The 13,951-nt window shown below is 36.0% G+C and carries 11 protein-coding genes and 2 pseudogenes; 6 read left to right on the top strand and 7 right to left on the bottom strand.

The window, feature by feature from the left end; genetic code table 11:
* Positions 1-572, bottom strand: a pseudogene (locus tag DEF52_RS04960) (transposase); the annotation flags it as partial.
* A 324-nt stretch (positions 573-896) separates the two neighbouring features.
* Positions 897-1,837 (bottom strand): annotated as a pseudogene (locus DEF52_RS07070) (IS5 family transposase).
* Positions 1,838-1,991: 154 nt separating this feature from the next.
* On the opposite strand from DEF52_RS07070, the gene DEF52_RS06630 reads away from it, so the two are divergent.
* The 5 genes from DEF52_RS06630 (at position 1,992) to lepB (ending at position 8,377) form a co-directional block, all read left to right on the top strand.
* On the top strand, positions 1,992-3,167 hold the full coding sequence (locus tag DEF52_RS06630) for a leucine-rich repeat domain-containing protein (RefSeq protein ID WP_237357362.1): 1,176 nt from the start codon (positions 1,992-1,994) through the stop codon (positions 3,165-3,167).
* A 456-nt stretch (positions 3,168-3,623) separates the two neighbouring features.
* The gene (locus DEF52_RS06625) at positions 3,624-3,782 is read left to right on the top strand and encodes a hypothetical protein (RefSeq protein WP_237357361.1); all 159 of its coding nucleotides are present in this window, start codon (positions 3,624-3,626) and stop codon (positions 3,780-3,782) included.
* Positions 3,783-4,565: 783 nt separating this feature from the next.
* On the top strand, positions 4,566-5,591 hold the full coding sequence (locus tag DEF52_RS04935) for an extracellular solute-binding protein (protein WP_151808029.1): 1,026 nt from the start codon (positions 4,566-4,568) through the stop codon (positions 5,589-5,591).
* A gap of 203 nt (positions 5,592-5,794) precedes the next feature.
* Positions 5,795-6,682 carry an aspartate carbamoyltransferase catalytic subunit gene (locus DEF52_RS04930; RefSeq protein WP_006280416.1) on the top strand — a complete coding sequence of 296 codons (888 nt, stop codon included), beginning with the start codon at positions 5,795-5,797 and terminating at the stop codon, positions 6,680-6,682.
* 948 nt (positions 6,683-7,630) lie between these two features.
* A complete protein-coding gene (gene lepB / locus DEF52_RS04925) occupies positions 7,631-8,377 on the top strand; it encodes a signal peptidase I (protein WP_151808028.1) in 747 nt (248 codons plus the stop codon).
* A gap of 7 nt (positions 8,378-8,384) precedes the next feature.
* On the opposite strand, the gene hscA is transcribed toward lepB, so the two are convergent.
* The 4 genes from hscA to iscU are packed head-to-tail and all read right to left on the bottom strand — an operon-like array spanning position 8,385 to position 11,365.
* On the bottom strand, positions 8,385-10,133 hold the full coding sequence (gene hscA, locus DEF52_RS04920) for a Fe-S protein assembly chaperone HscA (protein WP_151808027.1): 1,749 nt from the start codon (positions 10,131-10,133) through the stop codon (positions 8,385-8,387).
* Complete coding sequence (locus DEF52_RS04915; protein ID WP_151808030.1) at positions 10,111-10,563, bottom strand: iron-sulfur cluster co-chaperone HscB C-terminal domain-containing protein; 453 nt, start codon at positions 10,561-10,563, stop codon at positions 10,111-10,113. The genes hscA and DEF52_RS04915 overlap by 23 nt, the downstream gene beginning before the upstream one ends.
* Entirely contained in the window at positions 10,556-10,969 is a 414-nt protein-coding gene (locus tag DEF52_RS04910; RefSeq protein ID WP_151808026.1) for a HesB/IscA family protein, read from the bottom strand. The genes DEF52_RS04915 and DEF52_RS04910 overlap by 8 nt, the downstream gene beginning before the upstream one ends.
* 12 nt (positions 10,970-10,981) lie before the next feature.
* On the bottom strand, positions 10,982-11,365 hold the full coding sequence (gene iscU, locus DEF52_RS04905; protein ID WP_151808025.1) for a Fe-S cluster assembly scaffold IscU: 384 nt from the start codon (positions 11,363-11,365) through the stop codon (positions 10,982-10,984).
* A 178-nt stretch (positions 11,366-11,543) separates the two neighbouring features.
* Between iscU and ftsY the strand changes: the two genes are divergently transcribed.
* Positions 11,544-12,455 (top strand): signal recognition particle-docking protein FtsY, encoded by a 912-nt coding sequence (ftsY, locus tag DEF52_RS04900; RefSeq protein WP_151808024.1) that lies wholly within the window; start codon positions 11,544-11,546, stop codon positions 12,453-12,455.
* Here ftsY and radA read toward each other — a convergent pair.
* A complete protein-coding gene (gene radA, locus DEF52_RS04895) occupies positions 12,442-13,785 on the bottom strand; it encodes a DNA repair protein RadA (RefSeq protein WP_151808023.1) in 1,344 nt (447 codons plus the stop codon). The two genes, ftsY and radA, sit on opposite strands and share 14 nt — an antisense overlap.
* Positions 13,786-13,951: the final 166 nt, after the last annotated feature.

The following is a 13,951-nucleotide window of genomic DNA, read 5'->3' as shown; positions in this document are numbered from 1 at the left end:
AAAAAACCTATAAGAAACATACCCTCTATCACAAATCAGCAAATCGTTGGATTTTACACTATCAAGCATATCAATAGCTAAAGCAACTTCATAGCTACCGCCTCTGCCAAGTACTGATTTTATTGCGATATTGTTTAATACATCGTAACATACTTCAAAGGTTGTACTTGTGTAATCTCCAAGCTCTTTTTCGGTATAATTTCTTATTGGTCTTGAGCCAAATTCATTTATTAACTCATCATTTTTTGGTAGAATCAGTGTAGAAGCATCAAATGCAAGTACTCTGAAACCATGGTGGGTTTTAAATCCTTGATCTTGGTAGTATAGGGAAATTATGCTATCATTTAGCTCTGAAAATGCAGTGTGCTTTAGCTTTTTTCTTGCTTGAGTAAATGCACTTGCTGTGATTGTGTGATCCTTTTTGTATGCAGGACAAACTCATTAAGCATTACTTGTAATGATTTTACACTCTTTCTGAAAATTAGAATAAATACATCAATGAAAGGCAGCTTTCTTTTTCGTGAGAAATCTTTTGGAGATGCTTTGTGGGCGTTAATAAAGTTTAAACTCATCAATTTATCTTTTATAAATTTAATTATTCTTTTTTTTACTCATATCATTATTTCTTTTAATTCAGCGATCTTACCCGATTTTATAATACATTCTAACACTTTTCCTTAACTTAATGGCAGTGGCATATTTATGTCCCACACAACTATTCAAACATATCGAGAGATGGGCTAGTGTACCTTGATCCGAACGGTTGTAATACCAATAGTTGGTCGGTCGCACACGCCCGTGATAGCCCTATTTTCTTATAAAGATAGGACTATCTTCCCTCTTATCTTCTTTATATCATATTTTTAACTTACAATAGTAGGTAACGCACAATAAATTTATGAAGCTATCTCAAATTTAGCCATGCCTATTTCAGTAAATTTGTTAAGCAAATAACATTTGAGTAGCAGTTCCCTCTCACGATTCATTTCAGATTTGTTCCTAAAACTAAATCCAAATGTCTTTTTTAATCGCGAGAAAAAACCTTCTATATAAGATCTTTTTCCATAACTCATCTCTTTTTTCCACTTCTTTATACCATCTTCATCATATGACTTTATGAGCTTGACTGCAGAATTTCTCTCAGCCATATAGTCTAACTTTGGATGCTCTGCTGCGTTGTTTTTCGGAGGAATTTTCGTTTTTATACCATATTGATTACACAGCTTATAGAGCTTTTCTCTGTCATATGCCCTATCTGCATATAGTACTTTTATGACATACTGAAAATCGACTTCTTTTAGCAAATCACAAGCTCCATAGTGATCAGCCGTTACTGTATTTTACAGCTATGGCTTTTTTGCTGTTTGTATTCAACATTACATGCAATTTTCTTGTCTGTTCATAGCTGCGATACTTTCTATCTTCGCTATTTTCTTTGCTATGACCAGGAGTGTTGTTGTATATACTAATTCCTGTACTGTCTATAGCAATTTCGATATCTTCCATATTATTTTCTGCAATCATTGATCTTAATATTGAGTTTCTTAAACCTTCTTGATGATTGTGAATAGCTGATAACTTGCAAATTTTTCCCAATTTGCTCAAGGTATCCTGCTATAAACCCAACTGTTTGCCTCAGGCCTATTCTAAATAAACAAGTTATTATGTGCACCAAAATTACAACTTTATCGCTATAAATATTGTTGCCACCTGGTATTTTTGGACCATTCTCGTACCACTTTTCTATGGCTTCGTTGATATAATGAAAAATATTTCCTCTTTTTTCTAGAAATTTGTTATATTCGCTATGGTTACTGACCCTCATTTTTTGTGGCATATTTTTTCTTTCAAGGTTAAATGGCTATTTTATAATGAATTTTGTCAGTAGCCACCAGATTTTTTCAGTTGCTATGCAACAAAGCCCACTGGGATCCAGGAAAGTTTGCTTGTGAGCAAGCAAACTAGTATAGAAAGTGGTTACAACATTTTCGATGAGATTATATGGAAAACTGGATCCCAGTGTCAGCTACTCGGATGACAGGAGAGGGGACTGGGATAGCAAGAGAAGAATTCTGAAACGACAAACCTCAAAAAAAACTTATGTAAAATCTAGCATTAACGAAAATTATACTTTTTTCATGCATGCTATGGTTTTTATAATTAACGGAGAGTGTGATATGGCGTTAGGTGATCAATTGAATGCTAAGACAGAACAAGAGCTCATAGACGACGGTGCTTTTATAAATGCTTTAGTAGAAAAGCTCGCAGCAGGTGTTGGTAATAGTGGTGTTTATACTAAAACTGCTGCAAATACTGCATTTGTTAAAACTGATGGTTCCAATGCAACTGAAGCTGGTGTAACTGCTATGCTAGGCACACTTAAAGGAAATAACCAAGTTGTTAAAGCTAACGGTGACAATGCAACTGAAGATGGCGTAAATGCTATGCTAGACAGACTTACTGGAGATAACGTAGTTGCTAAAGTCAATGGTTCCAATGCAACTGATCCTGGTGTAACTACTATGTTAAGCAAACTTACTGGAGCTAACGTAGTTGCTAAAATTGATGGTTCTAATGTAGAGGAAGCTGGTGTAAATGCTATGTTAGGCAAACTCACTGATAAAGTTGTTAAAGTTCCAGATCTCATTACTAAAGTTAACGTTCTTGGTGATAATGCAACTGAAGCTGGTGTGAAAGCTATGTTAGATAAGCTCTCAGCAAACGAGAAAGTTGCTAAAGTTTCTGATCTCACTACCAAAGTTAATGTTGCTGGTGACAACGTAACTGATGCTGGTGTAAATGCTATGTTAGACAAACTCACTGATAAAGTTGTTAAAGCTACAGAGCTTAAAACAAAAGCTGCAGAAAAAGAGGTCGTGGATGCTATAACTGTTTCTTCTGATTTTACAAATAAGGTATATATTAAAGCTGCTCCAGCTGATGAAGTTTATACTAAAACTGTTACAGATACTACGTTTGCTAAAATCGATGCTTCTAACCTTACAGATGCAGCAAACAAGAAAGCTTTCGCGGAAGCTATACTTCCTGCACAAGACGGCGACAAATCAATTTTAGTGGATAAATTGGGGGACGCCATAGCTAGCACAGATAAAGCAGAGTATAATGTTGGAACTGAACAAACAGCAAAACAGTTCTTAAACAGTTGAGGGCTAATTCCATCAGAGGATGCAATATTTACTAGACTCACAAGCAATGACAATTTCAAAACAAGCGTTGCAATGAATGTCAATGCTAGTGATACAGGATTTCAAAATGCTGTAAGGGAAGTAATGTCACAACCGCGATTTGAGATTCCAGGCGAAGCAGATGTTCCAATTTCTGCGGATTGGTAATTCAGCGCTAGATCCAAGTAGTCACGCTACTTGGATGACGTCATACGGTCCTCGGATGACGAAAAAAAGGACTCGGATAACACCCTACAATGTCATTCCAGCGCGTGACGCTGGAATCCAGGTCTTTTTAGCTATCATAGGATGACAGAAGCAGACCCTCCACTTTGTCATTCCAGTACCCTCTTCTTGTCATGAAAGTAGCTGACACTGGTCTCCATCCAAGAGGGTGTCATCCGAGTAGCTGACACTGGTTTACTTTATGATGATGTCATGCAAGTAGCTTTCCATCCAAAAGGGTGTCATCCCAGTGCCTTGACTACTTGGATCCAGAAAAAAGAATGGTGTCATGAAAGTAGCCTCCTTCTCCTGTCATCCCAGTGCCTTGACTACTTGGATCCAGGAAAGTTTGCTTGTGAGCAAGCAAACTAGCATAGAAAGTGGTTACAACATTTTCGATGAGATTATATGGAAAACTGGATCCCAGTGTCAAGCACTGGGATGATATCATCCTTCTACGTCATACCGCGATTCATTCGCGGTATCTCTAGATCCCGCTAACACGTAGCGGGATGACGAGCTTATCGTCATGCCACCATGAACCGTCATACCTTAACATAGATCCCGCTAACAAGCAGCGGGATGACGGTTGTTGTTTAGCTATAAATGTTAAGAAATTTACCAAACGAAAAAAAAGGCAAAAGAAGCCCCGTGGTGGTTGGCTATTTACTATGTACTAAAATATCGGCGTTTTTTTTATTCTAAAACGCTTGATTAAGAGCGATTTAGCTGCTTTTAACTTGCAACTAACCTACACCGCAAGTGTTTAAGAAATTTACTAGGCAGAAAAAAAAGGCAAAGAAAACCCGTGGTAGCTAGTTATTACACTCTCTATTTTAAAATTTGACGTTGGGTGATGTCTTGAACGCTTTATAAGCGCGTTTCAGCTTATGTAGGTAAAAACCTAGAAATTTTATAAAGACATACGGTGCACATAGTGCAAAAAATTAAACAATAGTACGCCAAATACAAGTTTTCTTGTCATTTTAATCTGCTGCAGAGATTGCGAAGATAAATAAATAGCTTCAGTGTTATAATAAGGGGGCTGGCGAAGCTTGTCAAGGAAGTTTTTATGATTTATCTAACGAACTTTACACTTGCTAAAGTTGTACCATCTTGGTAACTTTAACTGAAAGAAGTTATTTTTTATCCAATATGAAAAAAGCCTTTATATTCACATCCTTAATAGCAATTATATTGATAGTTATTACTTATTTATACAGAAACGACGGAACTAATGACTCACAAGTGGTAAATGTTTATTCATCGCGCAAAGAAGAATTAGTACGTACTTTGTTTGATGAATTCACGAAAAATACAGGTATTAAAGTACGTTACATCATTGATGATTATTCTCAGCTACTTTCACGAATGGAAAACGGTGGTGAAGCTGACTTATTTTTGACTGCTGATGCAATCAACTTAATTCTAGCAAAAAAAAGAGGACTTTTATCTCAAGTAGATTCAGAGGTTTTAAAAAGTGTTATACCTGCAAGATTTAGAGACAGTGAAGATTATTGGTTTGGTCTTACAAAAAGAGCTAGGATATTGGTTTACAATAAAGAGTCAGTAGACCCTAAGGACTTAAGTACTTATGAAGATTTAGCAAATGAAAAATGGAAAGGAAAAATATTAGTGCGTTCTTCTACAAGTCCATATAACAGATCGTTAATTGCTTTTATGATTGCAAATAATGGTTTTGAAAAGACGAAAGAATGGGTAAGCGGAATTGTGAGCAATATGGCAAGAAAACCAAGTGGTGGTGACACAGACCAAATTTACGCCGTAGCAGCTGGTGAGGGAGATGTTGCAATAGTAAATAGTTATTACTTTGCGAGAATCCTTTCATCAGAAAATAAAAAGAATGTTGCAGACAAGCTAGGGGCTTTTTTTCCTAATCGCAACGATCACGGTGTAATGGTAAACATCAGTGGTGCAGCAGTAACAAAAAACGCAAAAAACAGGGAAAATGCTATAGTCTTATTGGAATTTTTAGTAAGCAAGCAGGCTCAAGAGTTATACGCTAAAAAAAACCAAGAATATCCTATTATTGAAGGCGTTGAAACTTCCGATATACTAAAATCTTGGGGAAATTATTCACAAAGTGATTTGCCTCTAAGTGAACTTGAGAGGCATCTTTTTGAGGCTGTTATGATAGCGGATGAGTGTAAGTGGAAGTAATCTCCAGTGCCACTAAACATTGGGATGAAAGATTTATGCTAATGTACCTTACTCTTAACTTGCTGAACTTTTTCTTCCTTCTAACTTAATTTTGACTTTACTATCTTTTTCCGTTCTTTCACCAAAACAATTGCTGCACAAGAAGTCTATTGAAAAAAGGTAATAAGAAAGTAGAATAGGTTCAAGTAGTTGAAAAGGAAACTATGAACAAGAGAAGGAATTTGTTAAACATCTCAGACCTTACAGTCGATGATGTAGAAAATATAACTAAGTTGGCCAACCAGTACCTTAAAAAAGAAGTTGCAAATAGTCATATCTTGGAAAATAAGACAGTAATAAATTTATTCTTTGAAGATTCAACGCGTACACTTGCGTCTTTTGAAATAGCAGCAAAAAGCCTTGGAGCAAATGTTGTAACTTTGCCAATAAGATCTTCTTCTATTAACAAGGGAGAAGATCTAAAAGACATGATCAAAACATTAAATGCAATGAATCCTGATTACATAATAATCAGGCATAAAAGTAGTGGTATCATTAATACACTGGCAAAGTATGTTAACTGCTCGCTAATCAATGCAGGCGATGGAAGTAGTGAACATCCAACTCAAGCTCTTGCAGACTATCTTGTAATCAGCAATCACAAAAAGCAAATAAAGGACCTCAAAGTTGTGATATGTGGAGATATTCTGCACAGTAGAGTTGCAAGATCAAATATAAGATTGCTAAAAATGTTTGGAGCAGAGATAAACTTGGTCGCACCACCAACTTTGATTTGTAAGCATTTTCCTGAAGTAGATTCAGTCCATTATTCATTAATTGAAGGTATAAAGGATGCTGACGTAATTATGCTTTTGAGATTGCAGAAAGAGCGCATGAATAATAGTTCTTCAGAGAAAGAATATTTTTATTTGTATGGACTTGATTCACAAAAGCTATCATACGCAAAACCAGATGCGATTGTTATGCACCCAGGGCCAATAAACAGAGGGATTGAGATTAGCAGCGATGTAGCAGATTGTGTTATTTTACAGCAAGTAGAATTTGGATTGGCAATACGTAAGGCAGTGTTGCACTATTATAGGCCTTGCTAATATTAAAAGATGCTACACAACTAATGCAAAAAGGGGGGCATGAAATGACAAGGCTTGTAAATGGTTTGAGAATGGCCATTAAGATGTTAAGGCCGAGGATATGGTGTGGAAGTTTTTACGAAAGCCTGAAGTCAATCAACAACCTTGCAGAACGGCAAATTAGACGGCTATCGTAAAAACAGCTTTTTCACCTGGTCGGAACATGGAGAAAGATTTGTGGAAAGAATGTTGTCGATATTTTTGACATCACGTCTCAATGGCCAAAATCCCTTCCAAAAGTTACGACTGCTTAGTTCTTTATTCATTCTCACAATCCGTGAACGGTTACAACCTGGATTCCAGTGGGCTTTGTTGCATCGCTAGCTATGATGGATTAAAGATAAAAAAGATAGGGAATATCAGTAGCTTATTATTCTGGTATTTATAACAAGAACGGTCAATGAATACCTAAATTTGAGTAAAAGAAATTTCACTACCATTTACCAATCCGGCTAAAATTCAAGAATTTCAATGCTTTAGCTATTTTCAATAGAATTAAATTTATTAATATAAATAACAAATTACTATTCTTAAATTTGATCAGATTGATTGCAAAAAAACAAGATTTTCAATAGGTTGCTTATAATCCTAACTATAGTTAGCCTTTCATAAGTAGCGATGCAACAAAGCCATTCCAGTGTCAGCTACTTTCATAACACCATATTACCTTAACAAAAGCAAATGTTCGTACAGATGTGCATCAGCTACTTTCATCTGCCACCTGCAAATTGCAATGTTCGTACAGTTATGTGTCACGCTACTTGGATGACACCGTTGAAAGAAATGAACCGCCTTTTCAAAATTGTTTTGAATAGAGGAATAACATTCACAAGTAAAATTTCATATTACCATTTTTTAATTTATGTATTATAATAAACTTAATCTATAAGAAAAACAAAGTTGGAAAAGTTGGAAGAACTAAGCAAAAACTGGGTGATAAGAACGGGAAGATTTTTATCTTCATTGTTTTTTTTACTGTTGATTGCGCTGTCAATACGTAGTTTTTTATTCGAGCCATTTCATATACCTTCTGGTTCAATGAAAAGCACCCTACTTGAAGGGGATTACATTTTTACCAGTAAATATTCATACGGTTACAGTAAACACTCCTTTCCATTTTCTCCAAACATTTTTAGCGGCAGGATTTTTTACACCCCTCCAAAGCGTGGCGACATAGTAGTTTTCAAACCCACAAGAAATGACAGCATCAGGTTTGTTAAGCGAGTAATAGGAACACCAGGTGACAAAGTGCAAATGATAGAGGGAGAATTATACCTAAATGATCAGAAAGTAGAGCGAAGGCAAATTGAAAGTTTTTTTGATTATGAGTCAAATCGTAACATACCAAGATATATAGAAACGCTTTTAAGTGGCAAGGAACATGAGATTTTGATAGATGACATTTCTAATAAGCTATCATATAACACTCCGGTTTATTATGTACCTAACGATCAATTTTTCGTTATGGGAGACAATAGAAATAATTCTTTAGATAGTAGGTTTCCTGAAGTTGGTTTTGTACCAATGGAAAATATCATTGGGCGTGTAAGCATAGTTGGTTTATCATTTAAATTAGGAAAGGTCGATTGGTTACCATTTAATTTCAGGTTACCTGTTGCTTTGAGATTAAATAGGGTATTGCACAAGGTTGTGTAAGCTTTTTCTACCTATTTGTTAATTCACACAACTCTAAAGAAGAATTTTCTAACTCGGCGATAGTGTTGTTAATTTCATTCAAGTCATTGCCTTGTAAAGCGTTTTTTGCATTTTGTAATAGGTTTTTCAACTTTTGATCAGTGGAAAGGTTATTATTGTTTTCAACCAAGTGTATGAGTTTATTTCCATTAATTTTAGCACCTGCAAGGGAACGAGCCTTCATATCTTCGTCAAAACTGTTTATTGACTGGTTAACCATATTTTGAACATCAGCTTCACTCAAGCCAAAACTTGAATTTACTTTAACTGTCTGCTCAATTCCAGTAGTTTTTTCTCTTGCAGTAACAGTCAAGATTCCGTCAACGTTAACTGTAAATTCTATTTCAACTCTTGCAGAACCTGCAGGCAGTGGCGGTATACCTTTTAGTTCAAACTGCGCTAGAGATTTGTTATCCTCTATCATTTCACGTTCTCCCTGACAAACATGAATTTTCATTGCTGTTTGCCCATCAATATAAGTTGTAAACTCTTTTATCTCTGAAACTGGTAGTGGCGTATTTCTTGGTATGATTTTTTCAACTATGCCTCCCATAGTTTCTATGCCAAGTGATAAAGGTAGAACATCCAGGAGAATATTCCTATCTTTTGAGCTCGAAGTTAAATCATGAGCCTGCAGAGCTGCCCCAATGGCAACTGCTTTATCTGGATCCACGTCATTTAGTACTTTATTTCCAAAGAGTTTGACTAGTGAATTTTGAACCAATGGTGTTCTAGTTGCACCACCAACTAAAATTACTCCTTTTATATCATCAATTTTAAGATCTATATCACTTATAGTACGAGTGACTATATTGATAGTCTTATTGACCAAAGAACTGATTGCCTGCTCGAATTCTTCTCTGGTAATTTCGCACTCAAATGGCTTGCCGTTAACATTAAATTCGAAGATACCTATAGTGTGATTGCTTAGGTACTCTTTCACAGAGCGTGATTCGATAAGTAAGGAATTTAGTTGCTTAGCCGTCTTTTCTCTATACTTATCAATCACAATTGAACTCAGCAAATGATCAAAATCATCACCGCCGAGTTTGGTGTCACCACCAACCGCAAGGACTTGAAACACTCCTTGATGCAATTTCAATATCGAAATATCAAATGTTCCACCACCAAGGTCATAAACTGCATATATTCCACTGCTATTGTTCTTTTCAATGGAGTAAGAAAGCGCTGCAGCGGTTGGCTCGTTAACGAGGCGAAGAACTTCTATGCCAGCTAATTTTGCCGCATATTTAGTTGCGTTACGTGCTGAATCGTCAAAGTAAGCTGGCACAGTAATCACTGCTTTTTTTACTTCCAGCCCCTTAGACTTTTTTACCCTCTCACATAAAGCTTTTAATATCTCAGCAGAAATCTCAACAGGAGTAAGATACTTTTCCTCTGCGCATTTTATTCTAATAACTTTTTCGCTTTCATGATCTATTTCAAAATTGACGCCTTCTTTATTTAATTCTTCAACACTTTTACCCATTAAACGCTTTATTGAGTAGATTGCATTTTGACCGACATCGTAGCCAGTTTTCAATGTATTATTTTCATATGAAAGAGCAGAAGGCAGTAGCTCTCTTCCCTGCTTATCTTTAAATATCTCCACATTGCCAGCTTTATTTACCATGGCAATTAAAGAATTGGTAGTACCAAGATCTATACCAAAAACTACTTCATTTGAATTTGGTTCAGAAATTTGAATTGGTTGCATTTTTTTTCACCTCCTCAAATGACTTATATAAATATTTCAATCTTAAGACTTGTGTAGCAGCTCTATCAAAATTCTTTACAGCAAAAGTGTTAATTAGGTTTTTAACGCAATCTTTTATTTTTTCATCAATCATCCTGCTTGCAAATTGTAGATCGTCGCAGTCCAGCAAATACTCTCTTATTTCCATTGATTCACTTAATATTTCAGAATTCGGATGATCCTTTGCCACACCAAAAAGATTCAACAAATGCTCAGCACGTTCTAGTGGTGACTTTAGCACTTGATAAGCTTTGTTGATATTTTCCATGTTTTTGGACTGTCTTTCATTTATATCAGTTTTGCTTAGCTCAATATATTTTTTCTCTAACTCATCAAAGCTGATATTGAAAGCTGGTTCGATTTCAAACAATGTAAAATAGTTGCTAGACATGAAAACTCTCTCCACAACCACACTTTCCTTTTTCATTGGGATTTTTGAAAACAAAACCCGATGAAAATTTTTCTTCTACATAATCCATTTCAGAGCCAAGAATAAACATGACGGACTTTGGATCGATCAACACTTTAACTTTTTGGTCATCACTGCAGTTTTCCTCAATCATCGACTCTAAAGGACGAGTATCATACGCATATTCAATGTCATATTTTAAACCAGAACATCCTTTTTGCTTAATTAGCACTCTTATTCCTATTGCTTCTTCTGATTTCTCAAGGTTAGTATGCTTCTTTTGGTCCAATAAATACTTTATCCTTTCTACTGCTTTCGCAGTTATAGTGATAAGTTTTTTATTCTTTTTTACAGTTTCACCTCCGCCTACTTCTTGATATTCACCCATGTTCGTAGCTTCTTAATTCTTTTGTTTACTTTGATAGTCATGAATAGCAGCCTTTATAGCATCTTCAGCAAGTACCGAACAGTGTATCTTCACTGGAGGTAAAGACAACTCTTCCACTATTTGAGTATTCTTTATCTGTGTAACGTCACTGATGGTTCTTCCCTTTATCATCTCTGTTAACAAGGAACTTGAAGCAATGGCAGAACCACAACCAAAAGTTTTAAATTTTGCATCTTCAATAACACCTTTGTCATTGACCTTTATCTGCAATTTCATTACATCACCGCACGATGGTGCACCAACTAGACCAGTGCCAACACTTGGATCATTTTTATCCAGAGAGCCAACATTCCTTGGATTTTCGTAATGATCTAAAATTTTCTCATTATAACTCATAAAATTACCTGTAAACCGCTATTCTACATTATAACATATTTAGGTTAAAAACTAAAGAAAAATGCACTAGCAAACAGTATATTTTACTCACAAAATATATGGGTTACGAGTGTATTTACTTTACAAATACATGTAGTGCATGTCATTCTCTATATTGTAATTAAAAAGGAGTATTCTCTTGAGTTTATTTGGTAACCTTTATAAAGGCTTGTTAAAAACTTCTTCTCGCTTTAGCAACGGAGTGAAAAGTATTTTTTCTGGCAAAAAAAAATTAGATCAGTCGCTTTTAGATGAGCTAGAAGAATTGCTAATTAGCATGGATATTGGTCATAAAACTTCCAAGTTGATTATTGACAGGCTCACAAGCATCAAGTTTGACAAGGAAGTTGAACATAATATTATCTCGCAGCAGTTAATGAACGAAATAGAAGCTATATTGAGCCCAGTTGTACAGCCGTTAATTTTAAATAAAAAACCACATATAATAATGGTATGCGGAGTAAACGGTAACGGTAAAACCACAACTATAGGTAAGCTTGCATATAAATATAAGGAAATGGGAAAATCCGTTATGCTTGTTGCATGCGACACATTTAGAGCTGCTGCTAGTGAGCAATTAAACATTTGGGCAGAACGTTCTGATTGCTTGATTGTTACTGGAGAGTACGGTAGCGATTCTGCGAGTGTGGCATATAGAGCTGTAAGTCAAGCTATGAAAGATAGCGTTGATGTTGTTCTAATTGACACAGCAGGAAGGCTGCAAAATAATGTGAACCTTATGGAGGAATTATCAAAAATATATAGAACGATAAAGAAATTGGATGACACTGCCCCTCATGACGTTATTTTAGTTCTTGATGCAACTACCGGCCAAAATGCTTATAGCCAATTAGAAGCATTTAGCAAAATGGTTAATGTTACCGGGCTAATCGTAACAAAGTTAGATGGCACTGCTAAGGGCGGAGTGGTAATTGGACTTGCAGAAGCTTATAAGATAAAGTTACATGCTATAGGAATTGGCGAAAATATAGAGGACTTAAGGGAGTTTACTAGCAAAGAATTTGCTGAAGCGTTATTTAATTGTAATTAAAAATTTCTCTTAATTCCCTTACGTGACCAAGCTTAATTATCTCAATATCGTGAGAAGAGTAATTACCATTTTTAGGCATAATTGCTTTTTTGAATCCTAACTTTTGTGCTTCTTTTAGTCTGAGATCAGCATGCGAGACATTCCTAATTTCTCCTGAAAGTGCAACTTCACCGCAGATTATTGAAGAAGTTGGCAGCGGTAAATTTACTACACTTGAAATAAGGGAAGCAGCAACAGCAAGATCAGCCGATGGTTCCTGTATTTTGAGTCCCCCTGCAATGTTTAGGTATACCTCTTTATCATGCAAAAACATTTTGCAACGAGCATTTAGCACCGCAATGATCATAGCCAATCGATTAATATCCCACCCAACTACTGCCCTTCTTGGGGTTGCCATATTAGTCCCTGCTATTAATGCTTGCACTTCCATTAAAATTGGTCTTGAACCTTCAATTCCTGCAAATACGGCGCTGCCAACTACTTCTCTGTCATGGGCCATCAGAAACAATGATGATGGGTTATCAACAGGCACAAGTCCTGCTTCAGACATCTCAAAAACACCAATTTCATTTGCAGGGCCAAATCTATTTTTAATAGTGCGTAAAATGCGATATTGATTACTATTTTCACCTTCAAAATATAATACCGTATCTACCATATGCTCCAAAGTTTTAGGTCCAGCTATTTGTCCATCCTTAGTTATATGGCCAACTATTAAGAGGGAAATACCATATTGTTTCGCAAGAATGGTTAATTCATGTGCGCAAGTGCGGACCTGAGTTACAGTTCCTGGTGCTGATGTAATTCTGCTATCATACATTGTTTGTATAGAGTCAATTACTAAGAATTTAATACTTTTGTTTTCCTTTATTGTTGCTACTACATCAGTTAAAGACACTGTAGACAAAAGCTTAATTTTAGGTTCATTTATCTTAAGACGCTTTGCTCTGAGGCTCACTTGCTCTAAAGATTCCTCGCCGGATACATAAAGACATTCAAAAGAGGAAAGTTGCACAACATTAGCTGCAATTCTAAGCAAAAGGGTAGATTTCCCAATTCCAGGTTCGCCACCAATTAAAATGCTAGCACCTTGAACGATACCCCCACCAAAAACTCTATCTAATTCTTCTATTCCTGTTAAAAAACGACTTGGAGTGATAATTTCGCTACCCGATAACGTCTTTATTAAAATTGGCGCAGATATACTTCTTTTGCCCGTTTTTACTGCTATTTCCTCAACAATTGTATCCCAATTGTCACATGCAATACACTTCCCTACCCACCTACCAGTGCTGTGACCACAGGATTGACATACATATACAGTTTTCATCAAAGCCAAAATTATTTTGTTGTAATTGTAATAAAAATTAGCTGAATATGCGAAGTAAATCTATAGCTAACCCAAGAAAGGGTTCCCTATGTCATACCGCGATTCATTCGCGGTATCTCTAGATCCCGCTAACACGTAGCGGGATGACGAGGTCATGCCACCGCGC

Source organism: Wolbachia endosymbiont of Nasonia oneida (assembly GCF_009012935.1).
Taxonomy (GTDB): Bacteria; Pseudomonadota; Alphaproteobacteria; order Rickettsiales; family Anaplasmataceae; genus Wolbachia; species Wolbachia pipientis.
This window is presented reverse-complemented; position numbering and strand designations above follow the sequence as displayed.